At 69.3% G+C, this 18,007-nt stretch carries 14 protein-coding genes; 7 read left to right on the top strand and 7 right to left on the bottom strand.

Features of this window, described 5'->3' with window-relative positions:
• Window positions 1–49: 49 nt before the first annotated feature.
• The 3 genes from FFS72_RS09185 to FFS72_RS09175 form a co-directional block, all read right to left on the bottom strand.
• Window positions 50–3,085, bottom strand: coding sequence for a beta strand repeat-containing protein (locus tag FFS72_RS09185; protein WP_137873638.1), 3,036 nt, complete (start codon window positions 3,083–3,085; stop codon window positions 50–52).
• Between the two features lie 259 nt (window positions 3,086–3,344).
• Window positions 3,345–4,238 (bottom strand): RNA polymerase sigma-70 factor, encoded by an 894-nt coding sequence (locus FFS72_RS09180; protein WP_137873637.1) that lies wholly within the window; start codon window positions 4,236–4,238, stop codon window positions 3,345–3,347.
• Entirely contained in the window at window positions 4,235–5,392 is a 1,158-nt protein-coding gene (locus FFS72_RS09175; protein WP_171018607.1) for an NAD(P)/FAD-dependent oxidoreductase, read from the bottom strand. The genes FFS72_RS09180 and FFS72_RS09175 overlap by 4 nt, the downstream gene beginning before the upstream one ends.
• A gap of 159 nt (window positions 5,393–5,551) precedes the next feature.
• Here FFS72_RS09175 and mshA point away from each other — a divergent pair, with 159 nt between their 5' ends.
• The 4 genes from mshA to FFS72_RS09155 all read left to right on the top strand — a co-directional run bounded on the left by mshA (window position 5,552) and on the right by FFS72_RS09155 (window position 9,077).
• Window positions 5,552–6,883 (top strand): D-inositol-3-phosphate glycosyltransferase, encoded by a 1,332-nt coding sequence (gene mshA, locus FFS72_RS09170; RefSeq protein ID WP_137873636.1) that lies wholly within the window; start codon window positions 5,552–5,554, stop codon window positions 6,881–6,883.
• The gene (locus tag FFS72_RS09165) at window positions 6,880–7,437 is read left to right on the top strand and encodes a type III secretion system chaperone family protein (RefSeq protein ID WP_137873635.1); all 558 of its coding nucleotides are present in this window, start codon (window positions 6,880–6,882) and stop codon (window positions 7,435–7,437) included. The genes mshA and FFS72_RS09165 overlap by 4 nt, the downstream gene beginning before the upstream one ends.
• 135 nt (window positions 7,438–7,572) lie before the next feature.
• The gene (locus FFS72_RS09160) at window positions 7,573–8,220 is read left to right on the top strand and encodes a TetR/AcrR family transcriptional regulator (RefSeq protein WP_137873634.1); all 648 of its coding nucleotides are present in this window, start codon (window positions 7,573–7,575) and stop codon (window positions 8,218–8,220) included.
• Window positions 8,217–9,077, top strand: a complete 861-nt coding sequence (locus tag FFS72_RS09155; RefSeq protein WP_137873633.1) for a 3-hydroxyacyl-CoA dehydrogenase — start codon at window positions 8,217–8,219, stop codon at window positions 9,075–9,077. The genes FFS72_RS09160 and FFS72_RS09155 overlap by 4 nt, the downstream gene beginning before the upstream one ends.
• Window positions 9,078–9,189: 112 nt before the next feature.
• On the opposite strand, the gene FFS72_RS09150 is transcribed toward FFS72_RS09155, so the two are convergent.
• The 4 genes from FFS72_RS09150 to FFS72_RS09135 form a co-directional block, all read right to left on the bottom strand.
• Window positions 9,190–10,236, bottom strand: a complete 1,047-nt coding sequence (locus tag FFS72_RS09150) for a DUF8320 family protein (protein ID WP_137873632.1) — start codon at window positions 10,234–10,236, stop codon at window positions 9,190–9,192.
• Window positions 10,233–11,408: a sensor histidine kinase gene (locus FFS72_RS09145; protein ID WP_137873631.1), complete on the bottom strand. Its 1,176-nt coding sequence runs from the start codon at window positions 11,406–11,408 to the stop codon at window positions 10,233–10,235. Before FFS72_RS09145 ends, FFS72_RS09150 begins: the two co-directional genes overlap by 4 nt.
• A gap of 536 nt (window positions 11,409–11,944) precedes the next feature.
• Window positions 11,945–13,012, bottom strand: a complete 1,068-nt coding sequence (locus FFS72_RS09140) for a DNA polymerase IV (protein ID WP_137873630.1) — start codon at window positions 13,010–13,012, stop codon at window positions 11,945–11,947.
• Between the two features lie 32 nt (window positions 13,013–13,044).
• Entirely contained in the window at window positions 13,045–14,850 is a 1,806-nt protein-coding gene (locus FFS72_RS09135) for a hydroxysqualene dehydroxylase (RefSeq protein ID WP_137873629.1), read from the bottom strand.
• A gap of 207 nt (window positions 14,851–15,057) precedes the next feature.
• Here FFS72_RS09135 and FFS72_RS09130 point away from each other — a divergent pair, with 207 nt between their 5' ends.
• The 3 genes from FFS72_RS09130 (at window position 15,058) to FFS72_RS09120 (ending at window position 17,906) form a co-directional block, all read left to right on the top strand.
• The gene (locus FFS72_RS09130; RefSeq protein ID WP_050065587.1) at window positions 15,058–15,804 is read left to right on the top strand and encodes a phosphoglyceromutase; all 747 of its coding nucleotides are present in this window, start codon (window positions 15,058–15,060) and stop codon (window positions 15,802–15,804) included.
• Between the two features lie 159 nt (window positions 15,805–15,963).
• Window positions 15,964–17,223, top strand: a complete 1,260-nt coding sequence (locus FFS72_RS09125) for a sensor histidine kinase (protein ID WP_283235410.1) — start codon at window positions 15,964–15,966, stop codon at window positions 17,221–17,223.
• Entirely contained in the window at window positions 17,220–17,906 is a 687-nt protein-coding gene (locus FFS72_RS09120; protein ID WP_050065589.1) for a response regulator, read from the top strand. Before FFS72_RS09125 ends, FFS72_RS09120 begins: the two co-directional genes overlap by 4 nt.
• Window positions 17,907–18,007 lie beyond the last annotated feature (101 nt).

Raw genomic sequence — 18,007 nt, 5'->3', positions numbered from 1 at the left:
GTCGAGCGGGCCGTGGGATCAGACCTGATCCGGCCCGGTCAGGTCTGGCTTACGACCCGAACAGGTTGGACAGCGATCCGGCGCCGTCACCCGGGTTGCCCTCGGGTGCGACGGTGACGGCCTTGGTGACGGTGGTCGCGGTGCCGTCGACGACGACCTCGGCGGTCAGCGTCTGGGCGCCCGCGGCCGGGATCCACTGGCAGGATGCCGTTCCGTCAGCGGCGACGGTGGTGGTGCACACCGTCGTGGTGCCGACCTTGACCGTCACGGGGGTTCCCGCATCGGCGCCGGTGACCGTGATGGTCGCCTCGGTTCCCGCGGTCAGCGCGGCCGGGGTAACGGAGATGACCGCAGTCCCGGACTGAACCTCGGTGACCTCGACCGAGATCGGGGCGGAGGCCGGGCTGGTGCCGATGTTGTTGGCGGCGACCGCGGTCACGGTGAGGGTGCCGGCTGCGTCGGTGACGATGTCGCAGGCGAAGTTTCCGGCGCCGTCAGTGGTGGCGGTGCAGGTCTTGCTGCCGGCGGTGACGGTGACGTTGGAGTCGGCTTCGGCCTTGCCGGTGATGGTGACGGTGCTGCCGACGGTGACCGTGGCCGGGTTGGCGGCGAGGTTGGTCGGTGCGCCGGGTGCGGTCGGTGCCGCGGTGACGTCGACCGAGATCGGGGCGGAGGCCGGGCTGCTACCGATGTTGTTGGCGGCGACCGCGGTCACGGTGAGGGTGCCGGCTGCGTCGGTGGTGATGTCGCAGGCGAAGTTTCCGGCAGCGTCAGCGGTGGCGGTGCAGGTCTTGCTGCCGGCGGTGACGGTGACGTTGGAGTCGGCTTCGGCCTTGCCGGTGATGGTGACGGTGCCGCCTGCGGTGACCGTGGCCGGGTTGGCGGCGAGGTTGGTCGGTGCGCCGGGTGCGGTCGGTGCCGCGGTGACGTCGACCGAGATCGGGGCGGAGGCCGGGCTGCTACCGATGTTGTTGGCGGCGACCGCGGTCACGGTGAGGGTGCCGGCTGCGTCGGTGGTGATGTCGCAGGCGAAGTTGCCGGTGCCGTCAGCGGTGGCGGTGCAGGTCTTGTCGCCGGCGGTGACGGTGACGTTGGAGTCGGCTTCGGCCTTGCCGGTGATGGTGACGGTGCCGCCTGCGGTGACCGTGGCCGGGTTGGCGGCGAGGTTGGTCGGTGCGCCGGGCGCGGTAGGTGCCGCGGTCACGGTGCCGGTCTGCGGAGCCGAGGTGGACTGCGCGTGGGTGGCGTCGCCGAGGTACTTCGCGGTGATGGAGTACGGCTGGGCGGCGGTGGGGGTCCAGCTGTAGGTGGCGGTGCCGTTGTCGATGGTTCCGGTGCCGAGGACGGTGCCGTTGTCGGCGAATTCGACGGTGCCGGTGGCGCCCGCGCTGACGGTCGCCGTCAGCGTGGAGGCGGCGTCGACCTGCGGGGCCGGGGCGACCGCGAGATCCGTGGTGGTGGCCGTGGCGTTGACCTCGACGGAGATCGGGGCCGAGACCGGGCCGGTGCCGATGTTGTTGGCGGCGACCGCGGTCACGGTGAGGGTGCCGGCCGCGTCGGTGACGATGTCGCAGGAGAAGTTTCCGGCGCCGTCAGCGGTGGCGGTGCAGGTCTTGCCGCCAGCGGTGACGGTGACGTTCGAGTTGGCCTCGGCCTTGCCGGAGACGGTGACGGTGCCGCCGACGGTGACCGTGGCCGGGTTCGCGGCGAGGTCGGTCGGTGCGCCGGGTGCGGTCGGGGCCGGGGTCACTGTGCCGGTCTGCGGCGCCGAGGTGGACTGCGCATGGGTGGCGTCGCCGAGGTACTTCGCGGTGATGGAGTACGCCTGGTCGGAGTCGGCGGCGCCGGGGGTCCAGCTGTAGGTGGCGGTGCCGTTGTTGACTGTGCCGGTGCCGAGCACGGTGCCGTTGTTGGCGAACTCGACGTCACCGGTGGCGCCCGCGCTGACGGTCGCCGTCAGCGTGGTCGCGGCGTCGACCTGCGGGGCCGGGGCGACCGCGAGATCGGTGGTGGTGGCCGTGGCGTTGACCTCGACGGAGATCGGGGCCGAGACCGGGCTGGTGCCGACGTTGTTGGCGGCGACCGCGGTCACGGTCAGGGTGCCGACGGCGTCGGTGACGATGTCGCAGGCGAAGTTTCCGGCGCCGTCAGCGGTGGCGGTGCAGGTCTTGCCGCCTGCGGTGACGGTGACGTTCGAGTTGGCCTCGGCCTTGCCGGAGACGGAGACGGTGCCGCCCGCGGTGACCGTGGCCGGGTTGGCGGCGAGGTCGGTCGGGGCTGCGGGTGCCGTCGGGGCCGGGGTGACGGTACCGGTCTTCGCGGCCGAGGTGGACTGCGCGAAGGTGGCATCGCCGAGGTACTTCGCGGTGATGGAGTACGGCTGGGCGGCGCCGGGCGTCCAGCTGTAGGTGGCGGTGCCGTTGTTGACGGTGCCGGTGCCGAGCACGGTGCCGTTGTCGGCGAACTCGACGGTGCCGGTGGCGCCCGCGGTGACGGTCGCCGTCAGCGTGGTGGCGGCGCCGACCTGCGGGGCCGGGGACACCGCGACGCTGGCAGTCGAGGCGGACTTGGGAACAGTGAGGGACGGACCCGCGGTTTGGTTTTCGCTGCCGGTGCTCTGGTTCGCGGAGATGCCGGTGCCCGTGGTCAGGGCGAGGTCACGGCCGCAGTTCGCGCCGACGGTGTAGTTGAGGGTGTAGTCGATGTTCCGGTTGACGGCACTGCGAATCCACGATCCCGTCATGCTGACAAAGTTGGGGTCAGCGGCGTTGGTGGTGACGGTGCTGCCTGCCACTCGCGACGAACCCGCGACGTAGGTCAGGCAACTCGGGTGGAAGTCCCTGAAGGCGCTGATGGTAGGCGCGAGGCCCCCGTTCCATCGAATGGCGTTGGTGACGGTGATCGTCTCGCCCGGCGCCGGCGTGCCGTTGCTGATGGTCCGGTTGAACGTCCAACTGCCGGAGTTCGTCGACTGATTCACGGGCGCAGCTGATGCCGCCCCCACGCCGAAGGACGCGGCGAAACCCACCGCCAATGCTGCTGTGCTCGCGCCGGCGACCAGCCGACGAGTGTTCTTCTTCCTCAACTCGCTGAACCTTTCGTTGCTCAAGATCGCTGCCTCGGACCGGGACTTGTGTCCGAGTCGGCGAGGTTCGAGGTCACGATAAGGGCACGGTTGGCAACGGAAGAGCAAATCTCGAAAAACATGCACACAAATGCGTACGAATGACCTACACCGGCTGCGACCGGCGCGGCACAGGGCCGTGTCGAGGTGCGGGCCGACGAGGCCCGCACTCGACCACCTGGCGTTCGACGTCGATGTGGGGCGACGACGCAGACCCCGCTCAGCGGGCCAGCGTCCGCGCCCGGTCCACCGCCTCCAGCTTGTCGGGGTTGCGGACGAGGTAGATCCCCGAGATCAACCCGGCCGAGTCGCTGCCCGACGTGGTCAGTTCGAACATCGCGACGAGGTCGAGACCGTCGGCCGTGTGGACGATCATCGACGGCACGTTGTTGAACACCGCCGGCTCGAACCGCAGACCTGCGGGCGCCAACCGCGTGAGCCCGGCCATGAATCGCGCCACCTGCTCCCGGCCCACGATCGGCCGCCGCGCGGCGCTGACCTTGCCGCCGCCGTCGGAGATTTCCACGACATCCGGTGCCATCAGGTCCATCAACGCCTGCACGTCACCGGTCACCGCAGCGGTCAGGAATTTCCCCACCACCGCCTGCGCCTCGTCGCTGGGCGGCGTGAACCGCCGCCGTCGTGCGTGCACATGGGACCGGGCGCGGTGCGCGATCTGACGCACCGCGTCCTCGGTCTTGCCGACGGACTCGGCGACCTCGCGATGGCTGAAGCCGAACACTTCCCGCAGCACGAACACGGCGCGCTCGTCGGGGCCGAGGGTTTCGAGGACCAGCAGCATCGCCATCGTCACGGACTCGGCGAGAACCGCGTCCTCGGACGCGTCGGGCTGCGTGCGGATCGGTTCGGGCAGCCAGCTCCCGACGTACTCCTCGCGTCGCCGACGGGCTGAGCGGAGCTGGTTGAGGGCCTGCCGGGTGACGATCTGCGCGAGGTAGGCACGCGGGTTCTCCACCTCTGATTCGTCGACGGTGGACCAGCGCAGGTAGCTCTCCTGCAGGGCGTCCTCGGCGTCGGCGGCACTGCCGAGGATCTCGTAGGCGATGGTGAACAGCAACGGACGGTACTCGGTGAACACCTCGACCGAACTCACGCGGACACCTCCGCTCCCTCCGGCGCCACCGCCGGTCCCGACAGCCAACGATAGGTGCCCGTGCGGGCGATCCAGCGCACCGTGGACCGGCACACTCGTTCCTTGACGAAGGCGCCGATGCGCCCACCCAGGACGAGCCGGCGGGGGCTGTCGTCGGTGCGCACCACCTGCACGACGCCCGCGTGACGGCCGAGACTGATGCACTGCAGTGCCATGCCGATCGAGAGCGGTGCGGGCTCCGTGTCCGTGAGCTGGGCGAGGACGGTGTCGGCGCCGGTCGCGCCGAGGGGGATCGCGGCCTGGCAGCTCATGCGCAGGTGTCGCGCGACCCGCTCCGGGGGTGCGACGGCGTCCCCGACGCCGACCACGTTCGGGTGTCCGAGGGCGGCGAGGGTGTCGTCGGTGCGAAGGCGTCCGAGGTCGTCGACGGGAAGTCCGCTGCGGCGCGCCAGGTCGGGGACGGCGAACGGTCCGGCCCAGACGGTCACGTCGGTGGGTGCGGTGGTGCCGTCCGCGAGGACGACGGCGCCGCGGTCGATCGCGGCGACGGTGGCGACCTCGTCGACCTCGACGCCGAGCCGGCTCAGGGTTCGGACGACCGACTTCCTGCCCGACTCCGAGAGCCCGGTCGCGACCCGCCCCGACGTCAGCAGTCGCACCCGTAGGCCGGGGTGCTGTTCGGCGATCTCCGCGGCGCTTTCGACCCCGGTCAGGCCGCCGCCGACCACGGTCACGACGGCACCCGGGGAGGTCGCGTCGAGCCGGCCCCGCAGCCGCCTGGCGTCGTCGAGGGACGCGACGGTGTGCGCGTTATCCATGCCGGGCACGCCACTTCCAGGGCCGCTGCCCACGGCGTAGACGAGGTGGTCGAAGTCGAGGACGGTGCCGCCAACGAGGGTCAGCGATCGGTCGCCGATGCGTTCGACCGCATCGACCAGCAGTCGGACATCGGGATGCAGGACGTCGGTCAGGGGGACGGTGGCGGTGCCACTGCCCGCCGCGTACTGGTGCAGCCGGATCCGTTCGACGAAGTCGGGGACCGGGTTGACGACGGTGACCGTCACGTCGGGATGTGCGCCGGCGCGGATCCGGTTCGCCGCCGTGACTCCCGCGTACCCGGCTCCGACGATCACCACGTGGGGTGTGCTGTTCATGGTGCTTCCGCTCCTCTCGATCACGTGAAAACGAACTGTCGACCCTTGGACACCGCCCGCGCCGGATTCGTGACAGTGCGTTGGGTCACTCACGTGCTGGATCACTTCGCGGCGGGTCCTGCGTCGATCGCCCGACCGACAGCAAGGCAAGATGGAGGGGTGACGCCAGCACTGAACCACCGACTGCGGCGGGTCGCCGTCCTGTCGGTCCACACCTCGCCCTTGGCTCAGCCGGGGACCGGTGACGCGGGCGGGATGAACGTGTACGTCCTGCAGAGCGCGGTCGAACTGGCGCGGCGGGGCGTCGAGGTGGAGATCTTCACCCGCGCGACGTCGTCGGCCGACGAGCCGGTCGTCGAGGCGGCGCCCGGTGTGCTGGTGCGCAACGTCGTCGCGGGACCGTTCGAGGGCCTCGACAAGCACGACCTGCCGACGCAGTTGTGTGCGTTCACGGCCGGGGTGCTGCGGGAGGAAGCGCATCACGAGCCCGGCCACTACGACCTGATCCATTCGCACTACTGGTTGTCCGGCCAGGTCGGCTGGCTGGCCAGGGACCGGTGGGGTGTGCCGCTCGTGCACACCGCGCACACCCTCGCCGCGGTGAAGAACGCGTCACTCGCGGAAGGGGACACGCCGGAGCCCGCGGCGAGGCAGATCGGCGAGCAGCAGGTTGTCGCCGAGGCCGACCGCCTCGTCACCAACACCTCGGCCGAGGCCGACCAGCTGGTCGACATCTACGGCGCCGACCGCGACCGTGTCGACGTCGTCGCACCCGGTGCCGACCTGACCCGCTACCGGCCCGGGGACCGCGCCGCCGCCCGAACCGAACTCGGGCTCGCCCGAGACGAACTGGTCGTCACCTTCGTCGGGCGGATCCAGCCGTTGAAGGCCCCGGACGTGCTGCTCAAGGCTGCCGCCGAACTGCAGAAGCGCGATTCCGCGCTGCCACTGCGGGTGCTGATCGTCGGAGGTCCGTCCGGGACCGGTCTCGACCGCCCCGATTCCCTGATCGAACTGGCGGCGCAGCTGGGGATCTCCGCGCGGGTGACGTTCCTGCCACCGCAACCGCCGGACCGTCTGGTGCAGGTGTACCGGGCGTCCGACGTCGTGGCGGTGCCGAGCTACTCCGAGTCGTTCGGGCTCGTCGCGCTCGAAGCGCAGGCCAGTGGCACCCCTGTCGTCGCGGCGGACGTCGGCGGGCTGGGCGTCGCGGTGAGCGGTGGACACAGCGGACTGCTGGTGTCCGGCCACGATGCGCGGGACTGGGCCGACACGTTGCGCACGATCCTCGTCGACGACGACCTGCGCACGAAGTTGGCACGCAACGCGCCGATCCACGCAGCCAACTTCTCGTGGGCGCGGACGGCGGACGGATTGCTGGAGAGCTATCACCGGGCGGTGGCCGGATACCGCCGCAATCCGGACCTCGCGTCGCGCCGCGGCAGCCGAGGCTTGTGGAAACTGCGCAGACTGGGAGGGGTACGAGCGTGAGCACCACCGAGACGGCGACGTCGATCGAGGCCGCGCTGACCGAGCGGGAACTCGATTTCTCCCGTCCGGCGGCGCACCAGTTCGTGGTCGAACTGCCGGGCGAGCACAAGTTGAAGACGAGCTGCCTGTTGACCGTGGGCAACCACGGGGTGCGGGTGGAGGCGTTCGTGTGCCGCAAGCCGGACGAGAACTTCGAGGGTGTCTACAAGTACCTGCTGCGCCGCAACCGGCGGCTGTACGGGGTGCATTACACGATCGACAAGGTTGGCGACATCTACCTCGTCGGCAGGATCAGTACGCATGCCGTGACGGGTGACGAGTTGGATCGCGTGCTCGGGCAGGTGTTGGAGGCCGCGGACGGCGACTTCAACCTCCTGCTCGAGTTGGGTTTCGCGAGTTCGATTCGGCGGGAATGGGATTGGCGGGTCTCGCGCGGCGAGTCGCTGAAGAACCTCGAGCCGTTCCGGCATCTCGTCGAGGGTGACGGTCGACGCCCGTGGCCGGTCGCGGACCGGCCTGGTGGCGACTCGTCCGACGGTGGTCTGCCCGACTGACCCTGCGAGCCCGGTGAGTCTCCGGGATCGCCGGCTCGGCCCATGTGGTGATCGACACCGGGAGAGGCGTCTCCGCAAATAACGGAGTACACTCATTTATGAGTGAATTTCATTATTTGTTCGGAGGTGAGTCCGATGGCCGAGGTCGCAGGCGGACGCCGCGAGCGGGGCAAGGCCGAGAAGCATGCCCGCATCGCCGACGCCGCTCGGACGTTGTTCGCCGAAAACGGCTTCGAGGCCGTCACGACACAGCAGGTCGCGGACCGTGCCGACATCGCGATCGGGACGCTGTTCCGGTACGCGTCGACAAAGGCCGAGTTGCTCCTGATGGTCCGCAACGAGGAGTTCGCGGCAGCCGTCGCGCAAGGCGAGGTCGACTCGGCGGGTATCGCCGATCCCGTTCAGCGGGTGCTCGCGCTCGTCGCGCCGGTCCTCTACTCGGGGCGCGCGGGCGACGAGAACCTCGTCGCCTACCAACGGGAGTTGCTGTTCGGTCCGGCCGATGCGCCGTTCCGGATCGCGGGCCTCGCGATCGTCACCCGGTTCGAGGAGCTGATCGCCGACTGTCTCGCAGACGGCGAACGGGCCGGTGCCGACGAGATCGCTGCAGCACGAGCCGTTTTCGCGGTGCTGCACATGGAGATCGCCGCACCTGTCGCTCGGACGCGCACGCCCGGGATGGCATCCGACGTGCTGCATCGACAGATCGAACTGATCGTGGCCGGATACCACGCCGCGCCGCGAAAGCCACTGATCACAAGTCAGGGAAAGGAAGAGTCATGACCGCCATCAACAAGGTCACCGTACTGGGGACGGGTGTCCTCGGATCCCAAATCGCTTACCAGACTGCCTATCACGGAGTCGATGTCGTCGCGTACGACATCAGCGACGAGGTTCTGGACAAGGCGAAGGCCCGGTTCGCCGGACTGGCGCAGACCTACAAGGCGGAAGTCGACGGTGCCGCCGACGGTGCGGCCGACGCAGCGTTGGACCGGATTCGCTACTCCGCCGACCTCGCGGACGCCGTCGAGGACGCGGACCTGGTCATCGAGGCCATCCCCGAGAACCTGGACCTCAAGCGCGACACCTACACCAAACTCGGTGAGGTGGCCCCCGCGAAGACGATCTTCGCGACGAACTCCTCGACCCTGTTGCCGAGCGACCTGAAGGGCTTCACCGGCCGCCCCGAGAAGTTCCTGGCGCTGCACTTCGCGAATCACGTGTGGGCGCAGAACACCGCCGAGGTGATGGGCACCGACAGCACCGACCCCGAGGTGTACCGGCGGGTGGTGGACTTCGCGGCCGCGATCGGCATGGTTCCGATCGAGATCAAGAAGGAGAAGGCCGGCTACCTTCTGAATTCCCTTCTGGTGCCGTTCCTTTCCGCGGCCGGGCAGCTGGTGGTGGACGGGATCGCGGAGCCGGAGATGATCGACAAGACCTGGCGTATCGGCACCGGAGCGCCGATGGGGCCCTTCCAGATCTACGACGTCGTCGGCCTGACCACCGCGTACAACATCTCCGCGGCCGGTGACGAGGGCCAGCGGCGGTTCGCCGAGTACATCAAGGAGAACTACATCGACAAGGGCAAGCTCGGAGCCGCGACCGGCGAGGGGTTCTACAAGTATCCCTCCGAGTGAGACCGCCTACTCGGCACGGGAGGCCCGCCGGACTCCGACGAGTTGCCGGCGGGCCTCCCGCTGGAAGCTGCGTCGGTGACGCCAGGTCGTACCCGACGGCCGGCCCCGGCCGTCACCCGAGGCGAACGGGCAGGGCCACCGGTTCGCCGTCCGGTCCGAGCTCGACTCGCGTCACCTCGTCGGCATCGTCGTGGAGAACCGTGACGAGGGTGCCGCGCAGCGGCGGGAGAACCCGCACGGTGAGGGTGCCACTCGACGCGGTGTCGAGGAGGGTCGCAACCGACTCGAGGATGCCGCGCCGAGTGGCCTCGGGTACGTGGTCCATGCCGCGGTCGTCGAGCAGGATGACTTCCACACCCCGGGCCCGCGCTGCTCGCGCGGCGGTCACCACGATCGGTTCGGAGAGTATCGGCGCGCGCAGGGTGTCGCGGAGATACGCCTCGAGCAGGCGGCATTCGGTGCAGTCCGCGTCGGAGAGGTCCTCGCTCGCGGCGATCCGTTCGAGGAGCGGGCGGGCGAGTTCGTCGAGTCGCCGGACCTGCCGGTCGCGCTCCTCGAGCACCGCGAGGTCGGCGGCGTCGGCGGCGACGCGGAGCGTGGCCTGCTCGCGCAGATCGTAGATGTCGCGGGCGGCGGGACGGATGGTCCACGCGAAGAAGGTCGACATCACCAGCGGAGCCAGATTGATGACGGACATGCCGAGGCCGTAGCCGGCTCCCTGCCCGGTTCGATGCGCCCACAGCACACAACTGACCAGGGTGGCGACCATGCCGAGCCACGCCAGCGGGGTTCGTCCGCGAACACACATGTACGTGTAGATGGCGGTCGACGCCCCCAGGGGCCAGGTTTGCAGGAGGCCGTCGATCGGGGCGGGGATGACGGCGAACACGAGGTTCACGGCCAGGGGACCCGTCAGGACCAGGGCGAGGCTCACCCCGAGGGGAAGCGGATCCGATGGATGGAAGACCAGCGTGACGGCCCCGGCACTGACGATCGCCCACGCCAGCAGTTCGGCCCACCACGGGTCGCGTCCCGGAGCGGTCACGAGGGCCAGCAGGAGGAACGTCGCCACGTAGGCGCCGATGAGAACTCGTGCGGCGAAGGTGCGGAACCCGAGAAGTTCCCGCACGTCACTGCCACGATCGACTGCGGGAATCATGCTGCGTCCCAGTCGAGACACACGGTGGTGCCGTGCCCGGGCGTCGAGTCGATCCACGCCGACCCGCCCGGGAGCTGCCGCATGCGTCCGAGAATGCTGACGGTGACGCCCAGCCGGTGCGGTGCGACGGTCGACCGGTCGAATCCGACGCCGTCGTCGATCACCCGAACCCGGATGCCCCGCACTGTCACTGCCACCTCCACGGTGCTCGTGGCCGAGGGCCCCGCGTGCCGGTGGCTGTTTCGCAGCGCCTCCGCAAGCGCCGACGCGATTGTGCGCGCGACGTCGGCCGGAACCTGGAGGTCGTCGGCGCCCCGCCCTCTGACCCGGAAGGCCGCATCGTGGTCCGACTCGGCCGCAGCGGCACGCAGGTAGGTGAGTGTGGCTGCAGCGGAGAACGCCTGGTCGGAGGTGACACCGCCGGCGATCGCGTCGAGTTCCCGCAGGGTCGCGGTGGCGAGACCGGCGGAGGCCGCCTTGGGCGCACGCCGGGATGCGGTCAGCAGTGTTGCCATCACGCCGTCGTGGATCAATGCAGCGAACCGGTCCTGCTCGACGGCACGAGCACGGTGAGCTGCTGCGGTCGCCGCAGCGCTGTGAGTCTGCTCTGTGGTGGAGTCGAGGATTCGGCCGGTCCGCATCGCCATCGCTGCCCCGCCGACGAAGAGTGTGCAGAACATGATGGCGAACGCGATCTCCGCGACGAGCATCGTCAGGGACGAGTCGACGCGGACGCCGTAGTTGATCAACTGCACTGCGACACATCCGACGACGAGGTGACCGAACGCGACGGCAGTCGGCCAAGCGATCACTGCGGCGATACTCGCCAGACCGGGGAAGCCGGCCAGCCACACGCCCTCGGCGCCCGGAACGGGCGGCCCGATCCAGGCGAGCGGCCAGGTGAATGCGGCGAGGAGGAACGCGGCCGCGGCGATTCCGGCGGTGATCCGGATGGCACGGGTGCCGCGCCGAAACGACACCAGCGAGATCGTGATGCCCGAACCGAACACCGTGACCACCGCAGCAGGCGTCCACCAGGACTCGAGCCGCGGCGCCATCGCGGTGATCGACGGCAGCAGGATGGCCAGGTAGGCGACGTAGCCGACGCCCACGAAACGGGCGAACATGCGCAGGATCCGGTCGGTGTTCTCGTGTCCGGTGCGCACGGTCATTCGGTCCCCCCTTCGCGATCGCGATCACGACGCATGGAGCGTCCAGCTGGCTCGATCGGGGACATTCGATCACAGGGAACCGGGTGGCGTCCCACGTTACCGGTGGTCAGGGTTCGGTTTCCGTAGCGGTGGCTACCGGTCAGTGATTTGGCAGGAGCGGGCGGGTTCGTCCGAGCGGCGACGACGAACCGTCGGACCCCTGTGCCACGCTGGCGGTCTGAACTTGTCGGGATGGTCGCGCGTGGCGCGAGGTCCCCCTCCTGCCGGAACACGCGTGCGTCCACGCGGTCTGCGACCTCCCGTCACCCGAGATGGCCGACCGGCCCACGACACGGTGGCGGTGGAGCGCCCTCGTCGGCTGCAGCTGCACCCTCTGTTACAACGGCGTCGGCCGCCGTCGCGATCTTCGGCGGGAAAGGCGCCGCGCCGCAGCCGAACTCGACCACCTCGTCCGTAGGTGGAACCGGGGAGAGGTGAGCGCGTTCGACCACGTCCGTTGCCCGCTCCGCAGGCGCGACTGGTGGTGATCGCCCGCCTCAGTGCGGGGTGGTGTCGTCGGGCGGTGTCATGCCCAGCCGCACGCCGAGCAGTCGGACGGCGCGATCGTGGTCGAGGCGGCCGGTCAACGCGACCGCCGCGTCCGCGATCGCGCGGGTGTCGAGGGTCGGCTCCGGGAGTGGCGCCGACGTGGTGTGCGTCTCGAACGGTGCGTACCGCACCTTCACGGTCACTCGCACGGCCGGTCGGTTCTCGGCGCGCACGTCGCGGGCGACCCGCTCCGCGAGCACCCGCACCGCGGCCTCCACTTCGATCGGGTCGGTGAGGTTCTGCTGGAAGGTGGTTTCCCGGCCGTGGCCGTGCGCGACATACGGTTCCGGATCGACCTCGGTGCGGCCGAGGCCGAGCCCGAGCCGTCGTAGCCACGGTCCGGTCGTCGGACCGAGCGCAGCCGCGAGCGCGTCGTCGTCCGCGTCCGCCAGTTCGCGAACGGTGTGAACATGCAGGGCAGCAAGTTTCCTCGCGGTCTTGGTGCCGATTCCCCACAGCGCGGACGTGTCGCGGTCGCCCATCACCTCGAACCAGTTGTCGGCGGTCAGCCGGAATGTTCCACGTGGTTTCCCGAACCCGGTGGCGATCTTCGCGCGCAGGGTGTTGTCGCCGATGCCGATCGAGCAATGCAGGTTCGTGGTGTCGAGGACAGCGGCCTGCACGGACCGGGCGAACTTCTCGGGGTCGACGGCGGAGACACCGAGGAACGCCTCGTCCCATCCGAGGACCTGCACGACAGCATCGAGATTCCGGAGGGTGTCCATGACGGCATTCGATGCCGCGGTGTACGTCTCGGCGTCCGAGGCGAGGAACACCGCGTCCGGGACGTCACGCAGCTTGCGTGCGGCGACGCGCAGCGGCATCCCGGACCCGACGCCGAACTCCCGGGCCTCGTACGACGCGGTCGCGACGACTCCACGTTCGGTGGGGTCGCCGCGACCGCCCACGACAACGGGTCTGCCCCGCAGTTCGGGATGCCGAAGCACCTCGACGGCGGCGATGAACTGGTCCAGGTCGACGTGCAGCACCCATCGGTCCCGGATCGGTGCGTTCATGTCACCAGTGTGCGCACCGGCGGCGTCGAGTGTCAGCCCACGTCGAGGATGTGCGGGAGTCCGGCCGCGTAGCGGTCGGCGTCGACCTTGCGGAACGGCGCGAGTTCGGGCGGCTCGTGCAGCTTGTACGTCGTCACCGGGGCGGCGGGGGAGTCCGCTGCCTCGAGGAGTGCGTTGACGGCGGCGCGTCCCGATTCGTTCGCCGACTCCATCGTGGCGAGGTCGATGTCGGTGCGGACGTAGTCGCCCGCCAGGAAGAAGTTGGGGATCGAGGTCCGCGCGTCGGGCCTGCTCGCCAGCGATCCGACGGTGTTGACGAGCAGCGGTGTCTCGTTGGTGTTGGTGCCTCTCGCCGCGTTCCACTGGACGCCCGGGTCGAGGAACCACTGCGCGACGTCCTCGTCCCGCAGCATCGGCCGGGCGCCGTCGTTGACGCTCGCCTTCATCTGCGCCCAGGTCTCGGCGGCGATCTCCTCACGGGTGCACTGCTTGGCCGTCTTCCCGTACAGGATGCCGGGGGTGTCCCAGTCCGAGATGTCGACGGACAGCACGTCCTTCACGGATCCGTCGCCGTACCGGGTGGCGAAGTCGCCGCGCCAGAACTGCGCCTGGTTGATGGACGTCAGCGCCCACGGGGAGCCGAGGAAGGCGACGTGACCGTCGGCCAGTTCGTTCTCGGTCCGCATGAAGTACTGGATTCCGACCATCCAGTCCACGACGAGGTTGCGCAGCAGTTCGAGGCGCGGTTCCGCGGCGACCAGCTGCGGGGTGAGCAGGTCGACGACCCGTTCGACGGGCATCGCGGAGACGTACCAGTCGGCCTCGACCGACGACCGCGAGCCGGACGCGTCGGCGACCTGCGCGCCGGTGATGCGTCCGCCACCGACCTCGAGGTCGGTGAGCTTGCTGCCCATCTCGAATCGGACGCCCATGCCGCGCAGCAGGGTTGCCCACGGTTCGATCCAGGCGTCGTTGGTGGGGCCGTTGAGAATCCGGTCCAGGTGACCGTAGCCCGGCACGACGCCCGCGCCGGTGAGCAGGAACGCCTGGCCGACCTGGCCGATGGTGCGGGTGGATGCCTGGTCGGGGCGGGCCGCGACGAGCTGGCGGGTGAGGGCGGAGATGACGAACTCGCGATACGCCTTGCTCTTGCCCTCGGCCTCGAGGGTGTGTGCCCAGGTGACGTTCTCCCACTCGCCGTTGCGGCGTTCGAGGCTGGAGGTGAGGAACATGACCATCTTCTCGACGAAGATGGCGAGCTCCTGCGGCGGGATCGACAGGCCCAATCCGAAGCTCGCGGTGAGCGTGTTGCGGATGGCGTCGAGGTCGTACAGCTCCCAGCGAGTCGTAGGGGAGAACGGAGTCGGCACCGACAGGTCCTCGCTGCCCGGCAGGGTCATCCGGAAGCCGCCCGTGGAGACGAGGTTGTCGAAGACGCCGTTCGGGTTCCCCGGGAACGGGATGCGGTGCATGGTGTCCGGAATGTTCTGGTAGAAGCCGGGGAAGAAGCGGAATCCGTGTTCGCCGGGCAGATCGCCGCGACCGTCGGTTCCGGTGCCCGCGGCGGTGATGCTGCGAGCCTTCCCGCCGAGTGCTGTCGGTTCGTGGACGGTGACCTGGAAACCGCGCTCCGCGAGTTCGTGGGCGACGGTCAGTCCGGCCATACCGCCGCCGAAGACCGCGACCGTGCGCGCGCCGGAGCGGAGTGCCGGTGAGGAGAGTGCGGGCAGGGCCGACGCGGTACCGCTCGTCGCGGCGAGGCCGGCGATCACGCCTGCGCCGCCCATACCTGTGAGTACGGCCCTGCGAGTGAGGCCATGACGACTGTGATCACGCATGTGGAACCCCCGTTTCAGTGCGTGGATCATTGACAACGCATGTTGTCATATATGAGATATCTCACGGCGGAGGCGTGCGGGGCCGAATCGCGAATCCGGCGCGCCGGGCGATCGAACGCACCGGCAGAGGGCCGGGCGCGATCCGGGAGGCCGTCCGCGCCCAACCCGGGCCCGCAGCGGCCGCCGTCTTCGTGTCACGATTGAGTCATGAGTACTGGAACCCTTGTGCTGCTCCGCCACGGCGAGAGCGAATGGAACGCGCTGAACCTGTTCACCGGCTGGGTGGACGTCCATCTGACGGACAAGGGCATCGCCGAGGGCAAGCGCGCAGGCCAGCTCCTCAAGGAGCACGACGTGCTGCCCGACGTGCTGTACACATCCCTGCTGCGCAGGGCCATCAGCACAGCCAACATCGCCCTCGACGCCGCGGACCGGCACTGGGTTCCGGTCGTGCGCGACTGGCGTCTCAACGAGCGGCACTACGGCGCGCTGCAGGGCAAGAACAAGGCGCAGACCAAGGCCGAGTACGGCGACGAGCAGTTCATGCTGTGGCGTCGCAGCTACGACACCCCGCCGCCGCCGATCGAGGTGGGCACCGAGTACAGCCAGGACGGCGATGCCCGCTACGCGAACCTGCCCGAGGTTCCGCGCACCGAGTGCCTCCTCGACGTCGTGAAGCGGCTGATCCCGTACTGGGAGGACACCATCTCCCAGGACCTTCTCGCGGGGAAGAACGTTCTCGTCGCCGCCCACGGAAACTCGCTGCGGGCCCTGGTCAAGCACCTCGACGGGATCTCCGACGAGGACATCGCCGGACTGAACATCCCGACCGGCATCCCGCTGCGCTACGACCTCGACGAGAACCTCACGCCCCTGAACCCGGGCGGCACCTACCTCGACCCCGAGGCCGCCGCCGCAGGTGCCGCTGCGGTCGCCAGCCAGGGCGCGAAGTAGTAGCTGCATGTCGATCGACCCGGGGCGACGCGGCGCGCGGCCGGCCCGGGTCGAACGTCAGGTGAACAGCCGTGGAACGGCACGGCTACGGCCTGTGACGTGCGACGAAACGGCCGGTCCCGGCTCGGATCGTTGTTTGCGCGGCCGTACGATTCCCTCGTGACTGTTGTTCTGGTCGTCGTCGGCCTCGTCGTTCTCGCGGCGGTGCTCGGCTACGTCGTCGGTGGGGTACTCGTGCCTCGGCTCAGGGCACGTCACACCCGAATCGAGGCCGAGCAGGCCGGCCTGACGATGTCCCAGGTGCTGGACCTGATCGTCCTCGCCAGCCAGAGCGGCATCGCCGTCGTCGACCGATTCCACGACGTGGTCCTGTTCAACCCGCGGGCCGAGGAGTTGGGGCTCGTCGTGAACCGGGCCATCGAGGCCAGGGCGTGGGCGGCCGCCAACGAGGTTCTCGACACCGGTCGGCCCGTCGAGGTCGATCTGAGCGTCAAGAACCCGGTCCGCGGGCGGGGCCGGATCGCGGTCCGAGGCTTCGCGCAGTTGCTCAGCCAGGAGGATCGGCGGTTCGTCGTACTGTTCGCGGACGACGACTCCGAGGTGGCGCGGATGGAGGCCACCCGCCGGGACTTCGTCGCGAACGTCAGCCACGAACTCAAGACCCCTGTCGGTGCGATGAGCCTGCTGGCGGAGGCGCTGCTCGAGTCCGCGGACGACCCGGAGTCGGTGCGGCATTTCGGTGAGCGGGTGCTCATGGAGTCGCGTCGGCTCGGCAACATGGTCGGCGAACTGATCGCCCTGTCCCGGTTGCAGGGCGCCGAGAAGCTCCCCGATCTCGAACCGGTCGCCGTGGACGAGATCGTCGACGAGGCCATCCGGCGCAGCATCCTCACCGCGGAGAACGCCGGTATCACCGTCACCGCGGACAAGCCGAGCGGGCTCGAGGTACTCGGCGACCGCACGCTGCTCGTCACGGCCCTGTCGAATCTCGTCGAGAACGCGATCGCCTACTCGCCCGCAGGTTCGCCGGTCTCGGTGAGCCGGGCGGTGCGCGGCGAGGACGTCACGATCGCTGTCACCGACCGTGGCATCGGCATCGCCAAGGAGGACCAGGAGCGGGTGTTCGAGCGGTTCTTCCGTGTCGACAAGGCGCGGTCGCGCTCGACAGGCGGCACCGGGCTCGGTCTCGCGATCGCCAAGCATGTCGCGGCGAACCACAACGGCTCGATCACGCTGTGGAGCAAGCCGGGGACCGGCTCCACGTTCACCCTCGCCATCCCCGCATACGTCGAGGAGGCCGACGAGTCGGCCGACTCGCTCTCGCCCGGTGACGCACCGGGCGATCCCGTTCCGACCCGCAAGACCACACACCAGGAGCGACCGACTCAGGTCGCCATGAACTCGGAGGCCAACCGGTGACGAATGTGCTGATCGTGGAGGACGAGGAATCCCTCGCGGACCCACTCGCGTTCCTGCTGCGCAAGGAGGGGTTCGAGGCGACCGTCGTCGGCGACGGGCCGTCCGCCCTCGCGGAGTTCGATCGCAGCGGCGCGGACATCGTGCTCCTCGACCTCATGCTGCCCGGGATGAGCGGTACCGACGTCTGCAAGCAGTTGCGGGCGCGGTCCGGGGTCCCCGTGATCATGGTGACCGCACGCGACAGTGAGATCGACAAGGTGGTCGGTCTCGAGCTCGGTGCCGACGACTACGTCACCAAGCCCTACTCGGCGCGCGAGCTGATCGCGCGGATCCGGGCGGTGCTGCGTCGCGGCGGAGACACGGATTCCGACCACTCCGCCGACGGGGTGCTCGAGGCGGGCCCGGTGCGGATGGATGTCGACCGGCACACCGTGCACGTCAACGGGGACGCGGTGACCCTGCCGCTCAAGGAGTTCGATCTGCTCGAGTATCTCCTTCGCAACTCCGGCCGGGTTCTCACCCGCGGTCAGTTGATCGACCGGGTGTGGGGCGCCGATTACGTCGGAGACACGAAGACGCTGGACGTTCACGTCAAGCGTCTGCGATCGAAGATCGAGGTGAATCCCGCCAAACCTGAACATCTGGTGACGGTCAGGGGACTGGGCTACAAACTGGAGAACTAGCGAGGGTTATACCCTATCCCGCCCGGTTACCGGGCGGGAACGCTGCGTAATAGTCGCAGGCACGGGGGTGTTTCGATCACCGACCCCAATGGGTTTCGATT

The organism is Rhodococcus sp. Q (genome assembly GCF_005503035.1).
Taxonomy (GTDB): Bacteria; Actinomycetota; Actinomycetes; order Mycobacteriales; family Mycobacteriaceae; genus Rhodococcus_G.
This window is presented reverse-complemented; position numbering and strand designations above follow the sequence as displayed.